Raw genomic sequence first — 16,333 nt, 5'->3', positions numbered from 1 at the left:
GCATGAAAACCATCGTCACCGGCGCCGCCGGCTTCATCGGTTCCAACATCGTCAAGGCGCTCAACGAGCGCGGCGTGACCAAGATCATCGCCGTCGACAACCTGAGCAAGGCCGAGAAGTTCAAGAATCTGATCGACTGCGACATCGTCGATTACATCGACAAGCAGGACTTCATCGAGCGCATCCAGGCCGGTCATTTCGACGGCGATGTCGAAGCCATCTTCCACGAGGGGGCCTGCTCCGACACCATGGAAACCGACGGTCGCTACATGATGGAGAACAATTTCCGTTACTCCAGCATCCTGCTCGACTGGTGCCTCGATCAGGACGTGCAGTTCCTCTACGCCTCGTCGGCGGCGACCTATGGCGCTTCCAGCGTCTTCCGCGAGGAGCGCGAATTCGAGGGGCCGCTCAATGTTTACGGCTACTCCAAGTTCCTGTTTGACCAGATCGTCCGCAAGCGTCTGGCGCTGCAGCCCTCGTCGCAGATCGTCGGCTTCCGCTACTTCAACGTCTATGGCCCGCGCGAGAACCACAAGGGACGCATGGCCTCGGTGGCCTTCCACAACTTCCACCAGTTCCGCGCCGACGGCAAGGTCAAGCTGTTCGAGGGCTCGCACGGTTACGAGAACGGCGGCCAGATGCGCGACTTCGTCTTCGTCGGCGATGTGGCCAAGGTTAATCTGTTCTTCCTCGACCACCCGGAAAAGTCCGGCATCTTCAACCTCGGCTCGGGCCGTGCGCAAAGCTTCAACGATGTCGCCGTGGCCGCGGTCAACGGCTGCCGCAAGGCCAAGGGCGAAGCGCCGCTCGGTCTGGCGGAACTCCGGGCACAGGGTTTGCTCGAATACATCGCCTTCCCCGAAGCCTTGAAGGGCAAGTACCAGGCGTTCACGCAGGCGGATCTGACCAAGCTGCGCGACGCGGGCTACGACGCGCCGATGGCGACGGTCGAGGAGGGCGTTTCCCAATATATCGACTGGTTGCAAGCCCATGTATAAAACCCTGCAGGATTTTGTCGGAAACACGCCGCTGGTTCGCCTGCAGCGCATTCCCAGTGCCGACAACGAACGCCGCGGCAACGTCATCCTGGCCAAGCTCGAAGGCAACAACCCGGCCGGTTCGGTCAAGGATCGGCCGGCATTGTCGATGATCCAGCGCGCCGAAGCGCGCGGCGACATCAAGCCGGGCGACACGCTGATCGAGGCGACTTCCGGCAACACCGGCATCGCGCTGGCCATGGCGGCGGCGATCAAGGGCTACAAGATGATCCTGGTGATGCCCGAGAACCAGAGCATCGAGCGCCGCCAGAGCATGCGCGCCTATGGCGCCGAACTGGTGCTGACGCCCAAGGACGGCGGCATGGAACTGTGCCGCGACGTCGCCGAACGCATGCGCGACGAGGGCAAGGGCATCATCCTTGACCAGTTCGCCAACCCGGACAACCCAGTCGCCCATTACGAAGGCACCGGTCCGGAAATCTGGCGCGACACCAATGGCCGCGTCACCCATTTCGTTTCCAGCATGGGCACCACCGGCACCATCATGGGCACCAGCCGTTACCTCAAGGAAATGAACCCGGCGATCACCATCGTCGGCTGCCAGCCGGAAGACGGCAGCCAGATTCCCGGCATCCGCAAGTGGCCGGAAGCCTACCTGCCGAAGATCTACGCGCCGACCAATGTCGACCGCATCGAATACGTCAGCCAGGCCGACGCCGAGGCGATGACCCGGCGGCTCGCCGTCGAGGAAGGCATCTTCGCCGGCATCTCGTCCGGTGGTGCGCTTGCCGTGGCGCTGCGTCTGGCCCAGACCCTGGAAAACGCGACCATCGTCTCCATCGTCTGCGACCGCGGCGACCGCTACCTGTCGACCGGCGTCTTCCCTGCATGAAGCCGGTTCTCGTCTTCGATATCGAGACCATTCCCGATGTGCCGGGGCTGCGCCGGATCAACGACCTGCCGGCCGAACTGTCCGACGCCGAAGTCGCCGAATTGGCCTTCCAGCAGCGCCGGGCGAAGAGCGGCAACGACTTCCTGCCGCTGCACCTGCAGCGCATCGTCGCCATCTCCTGCGTACTGCGTACGCTCGAAGGCTTCAAGGTGTGGTCGCTGGCCGAGCCGGATCTCGACGAAGGCGCGATCATCCAGCGCTTCTTTGACGGCATCGAGAAATTCACGCCGCAGATCATTTCCTGGAACGGCAGCGGCTTCGACCTGCCGGTCCTGCATTACCGCGGCATGCTCCACGGCGTTTCGGCGCCGCGCTACTGGGATATGGGCGACGGCGACTACGCCGACTCGCGCGACTTCAAGTGGAACAACTACATCAGCCGCTACCACACTCGTCACCTCGACCTGATGGACCTGCTGGCGCTGTACAACGGCCGTGCCAACGCACCGCTCGACGACCTGGCCAAATTGTTCGGTTTTCCCGGCAAGCTCGGCATGGACGGCAGCAAGGTCTGGGAAGCCTGGCAGGCAGGGCAGGCGGCCGATATCCGCGATTACTGCGAGACCGACGTGGTCAATACCTACCTGGTCTACAATCGTTTCCGCCGCATGCGCGGCGAGTTGACCGCCGACGAGGAACTTGCCGAGCAGGCCTTCATCAAGGCCCAGTTGGCGAAAATCGATGCACAGCACTGGCGCGAGTTTCTTGCCGCCTGGCAATGATCCCGCGGTCGGGCAAGCTATAATTCCGAGGCTTCTTTTTCAAACTCAATCGCAGAGAGATAATAATGGCGCTTAACGACGTTCCCTCCGGCAAGTCCCTCCCCGACGACTTCAACGTGATCATCGAGATCACGGCGCATTCCGACCCGGTCAAGTACGAAGTCGACAAGGACAGCGGTGCCATCTTCGTCGACCGTTTCATGTCGACGGCGATGCACTACCCGTGCAACTACGGCTACATCCCGCACACCATCGCCGGCGACGGCGATCCGGTCGACGTGCTGGTGATCAGCCCCTTCCCGCTGCCGCCGGGCGTCGTCGTCCGCTGCCGTCCGCTGGGCCAGCTGTCGATGACCGACGAAGGTGGCGAGGATGCCAAGCTGCTGGCCGTGCCGGTGTCCAAGCTGACCCCGCTGTACAACGACGTCAAGACCTACGAAGACACGCCGGAACTGCTGCGCAAGCAGATTTCGCACTTCTTCGAGCACTACAAGGATCTGGAACCCGGCAAGTGGGTCAAGGTCAACGGCTGGCAGGGTATCGACGCCGCCCGTGAAGAAATCACCTCCGGCATCAAGCGTTACAACGACGCGAAAGACAAGCCGAACTACTAAGATGCTGCGTGTCGCCGTTGCCCAGTTCAATGCCGTTGTCGGTGACCTGACCGGCAACGTCGACCGTATCGTCGCCTGTGCTGCCGCGGCCAAGGCCCGCGGCGCGCAGGTGCTGCTGACGCCGGAACTGGCGCTCAGCGGCTATCCGCCGGAAGACCTGCTGCTGCGCCCGGATTTCTACCGGGCCTGCCAGCGGGCGCTCGACGATCTGGCTGCCCGTGTCGACGGGATTGCCTTGGTGGTCGGCCATCCGGAAGAATTCAACGGCGTCTGCCACAACGCCGCCTCGGTCATCGAAAATGGCCGGAAAACTGCGGTCTACCGCAAGATTCGCCTGCCCAACTACGACGTCTTCGACGAGAAACGCTATTTCGAGCCGGGGCAGGAAGCCTGCGTCGTCACCCTGGGTGGCGTCAATGTCGGCATCAACATCTGTGCCGACATCTGGGAAGCGGGCGCCTATGAACTGGCCTGCGCCGCCGGTGCCGAACTGGTGCTGGTGCTCAACGCCTCGCCCTGTCATCTGGAGAAGCACCACGAGCGCGCCCGCGTGCTCGGCGAGCGGGTCGAGGCGACCGGCGTGCCCGCCATCTATTGCAACCTGGTCGGCGGCCAGGACGAACTGGTCTTCGATGGCGCTTCTTTCGCCATCGACGAACGCGAACAGATCTGCATGCGCCTGCCGCAGTTCGAGGAAGCGCTCGGCATCGTCGATTTCGATCGCGGCCGCCTGCAGTCCGACGAGCACGCCGAACCGCTCTCGCTGGAAGCCGAAGCCTACGCCGCGCTGGTCCTCGGCGTGCGCGACTACATCGGCAAGACCGGCTTCAAGGGCGCGATCATCGGCCTCTCCGGCGGCATCGATTCAGCATTGACGCTGTGCGTCGCCGTCGACGCGCTGGGCGCCGACAAGGTGCACGCGGTCATGATGCCGTCGCCCTACACCGCGCAGATGAGCCTCGACGACTCGCGCGAGATGATCCGCCAGCTCGGTTGCAGCTACGACGAAATCGCCATCGCCCCGGCCATGGCGACTTATGAAGCCATGCTGGCGCCGCTGTTCGCTGGCCTGCCCAGCGACACCACCGAAGAGAACATCCAGGCGCGGATTCGCGGCAACATCCTGATGGCGCTCTCCAACAAGACCGGCAAGCTGGTCCTGACCACCGGCAACAAGTCGGAAATGGCGGTCGGCTACTGCACGCTGTACGGCGACATGGCCGGCGGTTTCGCGGTGATCAAGGACGTCTACAAGACCCTGGTCTATCGCCTGTCGCGCTATCGCAATACGCTGTGTGAAGGCGCGCCGGTGATCCCCGAGAACATCATCGTCCGTCCGCCGTCAGCCGAGCTGAAGCCGGACCAGAAGGATCAGGATTCGCTGCCCGAGTACGAAGTGCTCGACGCCATCGTCCGCGCCTACATGGAAGAAGACCGCAGCCCGCGCGAGATCATCGCCGCCGGCCTGCCCGAAGCCGATGTCCGCCGCGTCGTCCGCCTGCTGCGCATCGCCGAGTACAAGCGCCGCCAGGCGCCGGTCGGCATCCGCATCACGCCGCGCGGTTTCGGCAAGGACTGGCGTTATCCGATCACCAATCGCTACGCCGACGAATATTGAGATTACACAGAGAGAAGGGGTATTCAACATGAAAAAAATCGAAGCCATCATCAAGCCGTTCAAGCTCGACGAAGTCCGTGAAGCCCTGTCCGAGGTCGGCATCACCGGCCTGACCGTGACCGAGGTCAAGGGTTTTGGCCGTCAGAAGGGCCACACCGAGTTGTATCGTGGCGCCGAATACGTCGTCGATTTCCTGCCCAAGATCAAGATCGAAATCGTCGTTGCCACCGAACAGGTCGATCCGGCCATCGATGCCATCGTCAAGGCGGCGCGCACCGGCAAGATCGGTGACGGCAAAATCTTCGTCACCTCGGTCGAGCAGGTGGTCCGCATCCGTACCGGCGAAACCAACGAAGCCGCCATCTGACATTGTTCTTTTTTCCCGCTTGCGGCCTATTTGCATCAAGTCTGAGCAAACCGTTTGACCGAGTCCGGAAAAGGGGGTAATTTTCCCCACCAGAGGGGCATGCCCCCTCGTCCGTCAGTCAGGTTTCTCCAATGATTCAGTGGCAAGCGGGATTTCATGAAATTCATTCAGGCAGAGAGAAGATGTGACGGCACTCGCCGTCACTTATCCCCAGTCTTCCCCGCACACCTCAGGGTGTGTGACGATGGCAGGATCGGCGTGTCCGATCGTGTCACGTCCCTGAACTAAGGGTCAGCGCATGACGACGCGGCCAGCCTTCCTCGCAGAAACAGGAAGTGCTGCCGCGATCAAGGCAGTTTCCAGGGCAAGACCCCTGTCGGCACAGACCGACCAACCCCCGTTTTCCTTCACTTCCGCAAACGACGCGATTTGCCTCGCGTGGTTTTATGCTGTCCGGAAGGTTTTTCGGAGAAATAGCCTGTTCATTTGTTTGTCCGTTTAGAAGAGAGGGGAAATAATGTCTTCTGCATTGTGGTTGGCGTTGTTATGTGCCGTATTGGCGGTTGCCTACGGCTGGTTGTCCAGTCGTTCCATTCTTGCATTGCCGGCGGGGAACGCGCGCATGCAGGAAATCGCCAAGGCGATCCAGGAAGGGGCCGCGGCCTACCTGAATCGTCAGTACAAGACCATTGCGATGGTCGGCGTGGTGATGGCGGTGCTGATCGCCATCTTCCTGGGCATGGCGACGGCCATTGGCTTCGTCATCGGTGCGGTGCTGTCCGGTGCGGCCGGCTTCATCGGCATGAACGTTTCCGTGCGGGCCAATGTGCGTACTGCCGAGGCCGCACGCGGGGGCATTGCGCCGGCACTGGACGTGGCCTTCAAGGGGGGCGCGATCACCGGCATGCTGGTGGTCGGTCTGGGCCTGCTCGGCGTGGCCGGCTATTACGGCGGTCTGCTGGCCTTCGGGCTGAACCAGGACACGGCGCTGCACGCGCTGATCGGTCTGGCTTTCGGCTCCTCGCTGATTTCCATCTTCGCCCGTCTCGGTGGCGGCATCTTCACCAAGGGCGCTGACGTCGGCGCCGACCTGGTCGGCAAGGTCGAGGCCGGCATTCCCGAGGATGACCCGCGCAACCCGGCGGTGATCGCCGACAACGTCGGCGACAACGTTGGCGACTGTGCCGGCATGGCTGCCGACCTGTTCGAAACCTACGTGGTGACCGTGGTCGCCACCATGGTGCTCGGCGCACTGACGCTCAAGGCCTTCCCCGGACTGGGCGACGCGCTGATCCTCTATCCGCTGGCGCTGGGTGCCGTCTCCATCATTGCTTCCATCGTCGGCTGCTACTTCGTCAAGACTTCCGATGGCGGCAAGATCATGGGCGCCCTGTACAAGGGACTGATCGTGGCCGGTGTGCTGGCGCTGGCCTTCTACTACCCGGTGACCTCGTGGCTGATTGGCGCCGGCGACCCGGCAGCGGGGATCACCACCGGCAGCATGTTCACCTGCGCCATCATCGGCCTGGTGCTGACCGCCGCCATGGTCTGGATCACCGAGTACTACACCGGCACCGAGTACGGTCCGGTCAAGCATGTGGCCTCGGCCTGCCAGACCGGGCATGCGACCAACATCATCGCCGGGATCGGCATTTCGATGAAGGCCACGGCGCTGCCGGTGCTTTCCGTGTGCGCCTCAATCTGGGCGGCGTATTCGGTCGGCGGCCTGTACGGCCTGGCGATTGCCGCCACCTCGATGCTGTCGATGGCCGGTATCGTCGTCGCCCTCGACGCCTATGGTCCGATCACCGACAACGCCGGTGGCATTGCCGAAATGGCCGAACTGCCGCCGGAAGTGCGCGCGGTGACCGATCCGCTCGACGCCGTCGGCAACACCACCAAGGCGGTGACCAAGGGCTACGCCATCGGCTCGGCCGGTCTGGCCGCGCTGGTGCTGTTCGCCGACTACACCCACGGCCTTGAAGCGGCCGGACTGACCGGCATCAGCTTCGATTTGTCCAACCACATGGTGATCATCGGCCTCTTCATCGGCGGCCTGATTCCCTACCTGTTCGGTGCCATGGCCATGGAAGCAGTCGGTCGTTCGGCCGGTGCCGTGGTCGTCGAAGTTCGGCGCCAGTTCAAGGAAATCCCAGGGATCATGGAAGGCACGGCCAAGCCGGATTACTCACGGGCTGTCGACATGCTGACCGTCGCCGCGATCAAGGAAATGATGATTCCGTCGATCCTGCCGGTCGCCGTGCCGATCGTCGTCGGCCTGCTGCTCGGCCCGCAGGCGCTGGGCGGCCTGCTCGTCGGCACCATCGTCACCGGCCTGTTCGTGGCGATTTCGATGACCACCGGCGGCGGTGCCTGGGACAATGCCAAGAAGTACATCGAGGATGGTCATTACGGCGGCAAGGGCTCGGACGCCCACAAGGCCGCCGTGACCGGCGACACCGTCGGCGATCCCTACAAGGATACGGCCGGCCCGGCGGTCAATCCGCTGATCAAGATCATCAACTTGGTCGCTCTGCTGATCGTGCCGCTGATCGTCTGAGCGAAATCCCGGACCACCGAATGCGCCCTGCGGGGCGCATTTTTTTCAACCTCGGGGCGCGCGCAGCAGGACCAGCAAGGCGCCTTCGCCGCCGTCCTGAGGTTTGGCCTGGCAGTAGGCGAGTACCTCGTTGCGCTGGGCCAGCCAGCCGCGTACCAACTGGCGCAGGATTGACAGCTTGTGCGGCGAACCGTGGCCTTTGCCATGGACAATGCGCACGCAGCGCTTGCCCTGGTGCAGGCAGGTATGGAGGAAGCCGGCAACGAGATGGCGGGCCTGTTCGCGGTTCAGCCCGTGCAGGTCGACTTCGTCCTGAATCACCCAGCGGCCACGCCGCAGGTCGCGCAGGATGGTCTGCGCCAGACCGTCGCGCAGGTAGGCCGGCTCGTCGCCGCCTTCGAGCCGATCCTGCAGTGCGATCGGGGCGTGCAGGCTTTCGTGCAGCACGGCCTGGCGGTCGGCCAGCGATTGCTGAGGAGCAGGCTTTGGCGCCGGCTTGTTCAACTCGGCCAGATTCTTGTCGGGCAAGGGCGCGACGCCGACCATCGCCAGCATCAAGGCGGCCTGTTCGGGGTCGTCGGGCAGGCGGCGCGGGCGGGTATCGTCCTGCCAGCCAGCGGGCAGGGCATCGTCGCCGGCGCTGCGGTGTTTTGGCTGATCGTCGTCGGCCGGCGAGCGGGTGGCAACGATGCGCCGTGACGGCGGTTTGGCCAGGATCACGCGGTTGGCGTCGGGCAGCGGCTGGGCGCCGGCTACGGCCTGGCGGAACAAGGCCTGTTCGTCTGCTTCGTTGCCGGAACTGGCCGGTGGTTTGGCCGGTTTGGCAGGCGGCGCGGCGACCGGAGCCGCCGCGCGCTGTCGCCAGACGGCCCGCAGGCCGTCCTTCAGCGAGCCTGGGTCAGGCTTGGTGGCCAAGGTTGTCGAGGTAGCGCTCGGCATCGAGTGCTGCCATGCAACCACTGGCGGCCGAGGTGCAGGCCTGCTTGTAGATCTGGTCCTGTACGTCGCCGGCTGCGAACACGCCCGGGATGCTGGTCTGCGTCGCATTGCCGGTGCGACCGGCCTGGGTGACGAGGTAGCCGTGGTCCATCTCGAGCTGGCCGGCGAAGATGTCGGTGTTCGGCTTGTGGCCGATGGCGATGAACACGCCATGCACGTCGACCTGCTTCACTTCGCCGGTCTGTACATGCTTGACGGCCAGGCCGGTGACGCCGGAATCGTCGCCGAGCACTTCGTCGAGCGTGCTGTTCCACAGGATCGTGACCTTGCCTTCCTTCTCCTTCTGGAACAGCTTGTCCTGCATGATCTTCTCAGCCTTGAACTTGTCGCGGCGGTGGATCAGCGTGACATGGCTGGCAATGTTGGCCAGGTACAGCGCTTCCTCGACCGCCGTGTTGCCGCCGCCGACGACGGCGACCGGCTTGTTGCGGTAGAAGAAGCCATCACAGGTGGCGCAGGCAGACACGCCTTTGCCCTGGAAAGCCTGTTCGGACGGCAGGCCGAGGTACATGGCGGAAGCGCCGGTGGCGATGATTAGCGCGTCGCAGGTGTAGGTGCCGGCGTCGCCGATCAGCGTGAACGGCTTTTCGGTCAGCTTCGTCGTGTGGATGTGGTCGAAGATGATTTCGGTGTCGAAGCGGGTGGCGTGCTTCTCGAAGCGCTGCATCAGCTCCGGGCCCTGGACGCCGTCGGCGTCGGCCGGCCAGTTGTCGACTTCGGTGGTGGTCATCAGCTGGCCGCCCTGGGCCATGCCGGTGATCAGCACCGGCTTCAGGTTGGCGCGGGCGGCGTAAACGGCGGCGGTGTAGCCGGCCGGGCCGGAACCGAGAATGATCAGCGGGGTGTGACGTGTGCTCATGTCTTTTTTCTGCCTGAGGATGGGATCGGCGAAAATTATAGCCGGCTAATGGACGATCGTTTTGTTGAGCTTCGTAACCGATCTATCAAAGCAGTTTATAATTCCATGCTAACTGTATGACGCATAATGATTTAGCCCGTTTTCGACTAAGCCGGAAGCGGTAGAGGAAAAGCCGATGGCCAAGAGAAACGACCCCAGTCCGATGCCCGACAAGATCGGCAGCCTGCTGCAGGAATCCCGCTGGCTCGGTGTCGGTGCGCTGGCGGTATTCCTGGTGATGGCCCTGTGGGGCTTCCAGCGCAGCGATCCGGGCTGGTCGCACGCGGTCGGTGTCGCCGGCCTGCAGAACCCAGCCGGCCGTGCCGGTGCCTGGGTGGCCGATCTGATGCTCTATGTCTTCGGCCTGTCGGCCTGGTGGTGGGTGGTGCTGCTCGGCATGACCGTATGGTGGGGCTTCCGCCGCCTGCACGGCCATCCCGAGAAACTGCCGCCGTCGCCCTACCTGGCGATTCCCGGTTTCCTGGCCTTGCTGCTCGCCAGCACCGCGCTCGAAGCCTTGCGCTTCCATACCCTGCAGGCCCAACTGCCGCTGGCTCCCGGCGGCATGGTCGGCCTCGAACTCAGCCGCTGGCTGGCCGACACGCTCGGTTTCACCGGCGCCACGCTGTTCCTGCTGGCGGTCATGGCCGCTGCCTGGAGCGCCTTTGCCGGCATGTCCTGGCTGTGGGCCTTCGAAAAACTCGGCCTGATCCTCGAAGCGCTGACCCTCTTCGTCTACGGCCGCATCGATGCCTGGCGCGACCGCAAGATCGGGCGCGAAGTTGCGCAGCAGCGCGAAGTCGTCGTTCAGGAAGAGAAGCTGCGCGTCGAACTGCATGAGCCGATCTTCATCGAACCGCCGGCGCCGGTCGAAGTGCCGGTCTCGAAGAAGGCCGAGAAGCGCGTCGAGCGCGAGAAGCAGGCGCTGCTCTTCCCCGAGGCGATCATCGGCGGCACCCTGCCGCCGCTGCACCTGCTCGACCCGGCGCCGCCGCCGACCGAGACGGTCAGCCCGGAAACGCTCGAATACACCTCGCGCCTGATCGAACGCAAACTCGCCGACTTCGGCGTTCAGGTCAAGGTGCTGGCGGCGATGCCCGGCCCGGTCATCACCCGCTACGAAATCGAACCGGCGGTCGGCGTCAAGGGCGCCCAGATCGTCAACCTGGCGCGCGACCTGGCGCGGGCGCTGGCCATGGTCTCGATCCGCGTCGTCGAAACCGTGCCCGGCAAGTCGTGCATGGCGCTCGAACTGCCGAACCCGAAGCGGCAGACGGTGAAGCTCTCGGAGATCATTTCCAGCAAGCCGTACAACGACATGAGCAGCCCGCTGACCGTCTGTCTGGGCAAGGACATCGGCGGCCTGCCGGTGGTCGCCGACCTGGCCAAGACGCCGCACCTGCTGGTCGCTGGCACTACTGGTTCGGGCAAGTCGGTCGGCGTCAATGCGATGATCCTGTCGATGCTCTACAAGTCCGAGCCGGAAAACGTCCGCCTGATCATGGTCGACCCCAAGATGCTCGAACTCTCCATCTACGAGGGCATTCCGCACCTGCTGGCGCCGGTCGTCACCGACATGAAGCAGGCGGCCAACGCGCTGCACTGGTGCGTCACCGAGATGGAAAAGCGCTACAAGCTGATGTCGGCCATGGGCGTGCGCAACATCGCCGGCCTCAACACCAAGATCAAGGACGCCGAGAAGCGCGGCGAGCACATTCCCAATCCGCTGTCGCTGACGCCGGAAGCCCCGGAGCCGCTCAAGCACATGCCGTACATCGTCGTCATCATCGACGAACTGGCCGACCTGATGATGGTCGTCGGCAAGAAGGTCGAGGAACAGATCGCCCGCCTGGCGCAGAAGGCCCGCGCCGCCGGCATCCACCTGGTGCTGGCGACGCAGCGCCCGTCGGTCGACGTGATCACCGGCCTGATCAAGGCCAACATCCCGACCCGGCTGTCCTTCCAGGTCTCCAGCAAGATCGACTCGCGCACCATCCTCGACCAGATGGGCGCCGAAGCCCTGCTCGGCCAGGGTGACATGCTCTATCTCGCGCCCGGCACCGGCTATCCGACCCGCGTTCATGGCGCTTTCGTTTCCGACGACGAAGTGCATCGCGTCGTCGAGCACCTCAAGACCACCGGCGCCCCGGAATACGTCGAGGACATCCTCAACGGTGCTGCCGGCGATGACGAAGGCGGCGGCGAAGCGGGCGAGGGCGGGGCTGGCGACGCCGAGAGCGATCCGCTTTATGACCAGGCCGTCGACATCGTGCTCAAGAACCAGCGTGCCTCGATCTCGCTCGTCCAGCGTCACTTGCGCATCGGCTACAACCGCTCGGCCCGCCTCATCGAAGCCATGGAGAACGCCGGCCTGGTGTCGGCCATGGACGGTCGCGGCGGTCGCGAAGTGCTGATGAAGAAACCGGCCGAATGATTTCCCGGCGGCCAATACAAAAACTTACACACTGACACAGCGCCGGCCATCGTGCCGGCGTAAGCTGCGCCCATGAAACTCGTCCGCCAACTCATCGCCAGTGCCGCCTTCGCCGCGCTGCCCATCCTCGCCCACGCCGGTGCCATCGACCAATTGCGCGGTTTTCTCAACGACACGCGCAGCTACAAGGCCGATTTCGAGCAGGCGGTGATCGCCCGCAACGGCCGCAAGCCGCAGGAGTCGTCGGGGACGCTGGCCATCCAGCGACCGGGCAAGCTGCGCTGGGAAATCCTCAAGCCCTATCCGCAACTCGTCGTCGGCGACGGCCAGAAAATCTGGATTCACGATCCCGAACTGCAACAGGTGACGGTCCGTCAGGCCGGCCAGGCCATCGGCGGCTCGCCGGCCGCGCTGCTCGCCGGCAGCAACGAACTGGAAAAGAATTTCACGCTCAGGGAAGCCGGCGACGCCGACGGCCTGGCCTGGGTCGAGGCCATCCCGAAATCCGCCGACAGCGGCTTCGAGAAGGTGCGCATCGGCATGGCCGGACGCGACATGAAGGCGATGGAACTGCACGACAACTTCGGCCAGACCACGCACATCCGCCTGCTGCGCGGCGAACGCAACCCGGCGCTGGCGGCCGGGCTGTTCCGCTTCACGCCGCCGCCGGGCAGCGACGTGATCGGGGAATAGCAGCGCGTTTCAGGATTATTGGCAGGACAGCAGCAGGGAGCTGATTACCTGGTCGACTTCCGATCTGCTCTGATCGTCGAAGTAGGTTTGAATGAAAGATAAAGCGTGCTGGTTTTTGATGCAGGCATAATATTTCTGATAAATATCTGCACCATTAACGCTTATGCGGGCGTCGAAATATCCGAGCGGCGCGTTGTTGATACTTTCCGTGTGGCAGTCATCGGTAACCTCCAATTCGATTGCTGCGTTTTTCAGCAACGAACGGGCGTGGAATAGATAGTCACAGCCGGTTTTTATACCCGGCATGACTTCGATATTCTCGGCAACGCCTATTACGCTTGGGTTGAATTTAACCGGTGTGCCAGGTTCGTGTTTGAAAAAAGCGAATATTGGCACGGTCGTTTTGATCGACTCTGCCAGAATGGCTTTCATGTTCTTGTCATCGCCGGCTACTACACGGGCCCCTTGCGAACTCTGTTTTATTGTTTGTTCCGGGTCCTGGGCGAACCAGCCTTCTGGCTTGTCGACCTGGATGTCAAAGTAGGCATTGGTGTATCTCTTGCCATCCGTGGATTGAGTGATTACGGAAGTGACTGGTTCTTTATCCGAGCACGCGAATAGGGACAGCGCCAGAACAGATAGAAAAATATATTTCATTTCAACGCTCAATATTGGTCGTCAAGCTTGCTGTTCAAAGCTGACGGGTTCCTTGTGGTTGCTTCTGATGACGACCGTTCCGGCAATCTTGTCATGCCAGCCCTGTTTTTTTCTGTCAATTCCGACCCAGATAATTCCCAGGAACAATGGGATCATCGAAACGTAGTAAGCAAGGTAACGGCCAATGAACTGTCCGGTTGAAGGCTTGCCGCCGGTTTTTGCGTCCACTATTGTCAGCCGGGTTGCCATTTTTCCCGGTGTGGCAGATTTGTACACCCAGAAAATAATGACTGCGATTGCCGGAATGACGTAATTGAACATCGCATCCCAAAAACCGAGAAAAAACGATTCGCTCTCCCAGTACTCAGTACCGTATATGGCGGTGAGTATCGGCAAGATTATGATCAGCATCAATACCGTATCTATAATTGCCGCGCCTGTTCGTATCCAAAATCCTGCATATTCTTGTTCGTTCATTTAGCCGCTCTCCCCAAGGCATGGTACATCGTTTGAAAATGACGACATCGTGCCGTGAATCATATGGAATATCAAGCGCTTCGTTGCCACTACGGTCTGTTTGAAGCGAGGCTCGCCCTTACAGGGCACCGACCAAAGCGTTGAGAGTTTTAGCGCCTGAGGGCGATAAAAACCAGCCGAGTGCTCCGCAATTGAGCACAACGGTGATCCAAAACGTGGCTTGAAACGACGCCTTGGCGGATTTGTGCCGAAGCAATCGCTGCGCGGCCAGGGCGCCGGGCCAGCCACCGAAAAGGGCGAATAAATGCAACGTGCTTTCCTGGGTTCGCCATCGATTCCGTAGGGCTGCGGATTTATCGAATGCGTAGGCGAAGAAGGCAATGATGCTGGCGACAGCGTATAGCGCGAGGACCGTAGCGGGGAGTCGGCCAGCGGCGACAGCACCAACGAGAAAGACCAAGAAACAAGCTGCGAATAGCGGGGGAAGATTGCTGCGCCCCTGAGCTTTAGGCGGTGTCGGCCGTTCGCCAACGAATGCAACAGTCTTCGCTTGCGAGCGGCCCTTTCCATCGACCGTGAGTTCGTAGGTGACGAGTACGTTTGCTTCCGGTCGGCGCTGCCGGCTGGAAAACGAGTTGATGTGCACAAAGACTTGCTCGCCACCGCCGTTGGGTGTGATGAATCCAAAGCCTTTGTCATCCTTCCATGTGGTAATTCGACCTTGATAGCGCATGTTGATCTGATGAGAGTATTAACGTCTGAATTCAACGGACTGAGTGGCTTTTCGCGAAGATTCGGAGGAATCAAATGTGAGCGCGGTGTCGGCCACTATTTGAAGGCCGGAGAGAGAGCACCGCAGTACATTACGGTGTTACAGACAACCCCCTGAGCTAGTAAGAAGCCAATGCTGGCACCTGTAGCTCCGAGAAGAATTGATGCAGCGGGGCCGTAAGTTGGACGATCTTGCAAGGACAAAGCAATAGCGCCGATTACAAGACCTGGCAGCGAAAGAAGATGGCCGACGACGAGAAACCCCTCTGGATTGGCCGAAAACCAATTGATACTGAGGTAGCTGACCAGGGTCAAATAAATGACTACAGCAACACCGGATAGATAGAAAGAACGTAGTTTTCTCCACGAGCAGATTTCAAGAGCAACGATTGGTGCTATGACGGGGTAGAGATATGCGGTGTAAAGAGAGTCGCCTGCAGCGACGACCATGCTAACCAATAGAAAATATCCACCCCATATGATGCGTTGCGGTACTCCAAAGGCAACTAGGCTAATCATGGCTAACGAATGACGAGAGGGCGTTGTTAGACCGGTTAAGACCGTATGCGCAGAACGGTACATTCTGTATTTCATAGTGATCATTTCCGAGTGGTTTTGCCCACATTGATTCTCCTTTGAACCGCCAACGGTTTGGAAGATCAATATGAATATTTACGAGATCATCGGTTTCCGTGTTCATAGGTCTGGTGCATCGCAGGGTTGGGCAGCCTGTGGCGCACGGCGGAAAGCTAAGACTTCTGCGGGGTGCAGCGATTCTGCAACACCTCTTCCCAGAGAGCCTTCACATTAACGTTTGTTAGGTAGTGACCGCTCCGTGGTTCTTGATAGGCGCCGATGCCGTGGAGGATTGCCCACTGAGGTTCGTAAGTCGGAGGCCCAATTTTCTTGAGTGCATCACAATATGCTTGTACTTGCGCTGGGTCCTTCTGAATTTCCTTGCTTATCTTCGAGGAGTTTTCTCGTTCGTCGTTCGTCAAGTCGGCGAATGCGTTCATGCTGAGAACGGTTCGCGCTCCTTGAGTGGAGCGATCAGCCAGTCGTTTCAAGTCGTAATAAGCAAAGCCATACCCGGTTGTAAGCAGCGCCCACGCCTTCGAGTACTCTTGCTCTTTGATGCACTTCTTCGCTGCGTAAATCAGCGCTGGCGGATTGAATTCACTAGTGACCTCGCCCATCGAAATGCATCCCAGATCGAAATTCGGTTTGAGACTTCCCGCGAACCTGACTTCTGTAATAACGGCTCCGTTGCTCAACTTTGTTTCCTTTACTTGAGCATTACGCAGCCGCTCTTCCAGTATTGGATTTGAGCCGACAACTGAATTCACATCTTGCGCATAAATGTTCTGCGCCAGCGAAATGAGCAGGCACGACAGACCAAGCAAATTCCTATTCATGGCAGGTTGTCTCATAGCGAATGGAGAAAGGTGGTAACAGCAGCGTTGCAATAAACTGCCTAAAGAAGTGAGCGGCCTTGCGCGGCTATTTGCGCAGGTCCGCTCGACTACCGGTTGGGCTACAGGGCGGTGTCCCGCGGAGTGGTGTAAGAGCG

General features: G+C 61.2%; 16 protein-coding genes. 9 read left to right on the top strand and 7 right to left on the bottom strand.

The window, feature by feature from the left end; genetic code table 11:
* The first annotated feature begins 2 nt into the window (after positions 1-2).
* From rfaD to AADV58_RS12860, 7 genes are all read left to right on the top strand, one after another.
* A complete protein-coding gene (gene rfaD / locus AADV58_RS12890) occupies positions 3-1,001 on the top strand; it encodes an ADP-glyceromanno-heptose 6-epimerase (protein ID WP_028995303.1) in 999 nt (332 codons plus the stop codon).
* Positions 994-1,893 carry a cysteine synthase CysM gene (gene cysM / locus AADV58_RS12885; RefSeq protein ID WP_028995302.1) on the top strand — a complete coding sequence of 300 codons (900 nt, stop codon included), beginning with the start codon at positions 994-996 and terminating at the stop codon, positions 1,891-1,893. The genes rfaD and cysM overlap by 8 nt, the downstream gene beginning before the upstream one ends.
* Positions 1,890-2,675 (top strand): 3'-5' exonuclease, encoded by a 786-nt coding sequence (locus AADV58_RS12880; protein WP_028995301.1) that lies wholly within the window; start codon positions 1,890-1,892, stop codon positions 2,673-2,675. The genes cysM and AADV58_RS12880 overlap by 4 nt, the downstream gene beginning before the upstream one ends.
* A 65-nt stretch (positions 2,676-2,740) precedes the next feature.
* Positions 2,741-3,289, top strand: coding sequence for an inorganic diphosphatase (ppa, locus tag AADV58_RS12875; RefSeq protein WP_028995300.1), 549 nt, complete (start codon positions 2,741-2,743; stop codon positions 3,287-3,289).
* A 1-nt stretch (position 3,290) separates the two neighbouring features.
* Positions 3,291-4,907, top strand: a complete 1,617-nt coding sequence (locus AADV58_RS12870; protein WP_341743381.1) for an NAD+ synthase — start codon at positions 3,291-3,293, stop codon at positions 4,905-4,907.
* 28 nt (positions 4,908-4,935) lie between these two features.
* Positions 4,936-5,274 (top strand): P-II family nitrogen regulator, encoded by a 339-nt coding sequence (locus AADV58_RS12865; RefSeq protein WP_028995298.1) that lies wholly within the window; start codon positions 4,936-4,938, stop codon positions 5,272-5,274.
* Between the two features lie 517 nt (positions 5,275-5,791).
* A complete protein-coding gene (locus AADV58_RS12860; RefSeq protein ID WP_341743380.1) occupies positions 5,792-7,834 on the top strand; it encodes a sodium-translocating pyrophosphatase in 2,043 nt (680 codons plus the stop codon).
* Positions 7,835-7,879: 45 nt separating this feature from the next.
* On the opposite strand, the gene AADV58_RS12855 is transcribed toward AADV58_RS12860, so the two are convergent.
* Complete coding sequence (locus AADV58_RS12855; protein WP_341743379.1) at positions 7,880-8,773, bottom strand: Smr/MutS family protein; 894 nt, start codon at positions 8,771-8,773, stop codon at positions 7,880-7,882.
* A complete protein-coding gene (trxB, locus tag AADV58_RS12850; protein WP_028995296.1) occupies positions 8,733-9,692 on the bottom strand; it encodes a thioredoxin-disulfide reductase in 960 nt (319 codons plus the stop codon). The genes AADV58_RS12855 and trxB overlap by 41 nt, the downstream gene beginning before the upstream one ends.
* A 175-nt stretch (positions 9,693-9,867) precedes the next feature.
* On the opposite strand from trxB, the gene AADV58_RS12845 reads away from it, so the two are divergent.
* Both AADV58_RS12845 and lolA read left to right on the top strand, forming a co-directional pair.
* Complete coding sequence (locus AADV58_RS12845) at positions 9,868-12,165, top strand: DNA translocase FtsK (RefSeq protein ID WP_341743378.1); 2,298 nt, start codon at positions 9,868-9,870, stop codon at positions 12,163-12,165.
* Between the two features lie 72 nt (positions 12,166-12,237).
* Entirely contained in the window at positions 12,238-12,858 is a 621-nt protein-coding gene (lolA, locus tag AADV58_RS12840) for an outer membrane lipoprotein chaperone LolA (RefSeq protein WP_043421457.1), read from the top strand.
* A gap of 15 nt (positions 12,859-12,873) precedes the next feature.
* On the opposite strand, the gene AADV58_RS12835 is transcribed toward lolA, so the two are convergent.
* The 5 genes from AADV58_RS12835 to AADV58_RS12815 form a co-directional block, all read right to left on the bottom strand.
* Entirely contained in the window at positions 12,874-13,515 is a 642-nt protein-coding gene (locus AADV58_RS12835) for a hypothetical protein (RefSeq protein ID WP_028995293.1), read from the bottom strand.
* A 21-nt stretch (positions 13,516-13,536) separates the two neighbouring features.
* Positions 13,537-13,992, bottom strand: a complete 456-nt coding sequence (locus AADV58_RS12830; protein WP_028995292.1) for an RDD family protein — start codon at positions 13,990-13,992, stop codon at positions 13,537-13,539.
* Between the two features lie 118 nt (positions 13,993-14,110).
* Positions 14,111-14,725, bottom strand: coding sequence for a DUF1294 domain-containing protein (locus AADV58_RS12825; RefSeq protein ID WP_028995291.1), 615 nt, complete (start codon positions 14,723-14,725; stop codon positions 14,111-14,113).
* Between the two features lie 95 nt (positions 14,726-14,820).
* On the bottom strand, positions 14,821-15,357 hold the full coding sequence (locus AADV58_RS12820; protein ID WP_157272510.1) for a hypothetical protein: 537 nt from the start codon (positions 15,355-15,357) through the stop codon (positions 14,821-14,823).
* Between the two features lie 155 nt (positions 15,358-15,512).
* Positions 15,513-16,178: a hypothetical protein gene (locus tag AADV58_RS12815; RefSeq protein ID WP_028995290.1), complete on the bottom strand. Its 666-nt coding sequence runs from the start codon at positions 16,176-16,178 to the stop codon at positions 15,513-15,515.
* Positions 16,179-16,333 lie beyond the last annotated feature (155 nt).

Origin of the sequence: Azonexus hydrophilus, assembly GCF_038368255.1 — a bacterium.
GTDB classification, from domain to species: Bacteria; Pseudomonadota; Gammaproteobacteria; order Burkholderiales; family Rhodocyclaceae; genus Azonexus; species Azonexus hydrophilus.
Note: the sequence above shows the minus strand (reverse complement) of the source record. Positions and strands in the feature narration are given on the sequence as shown.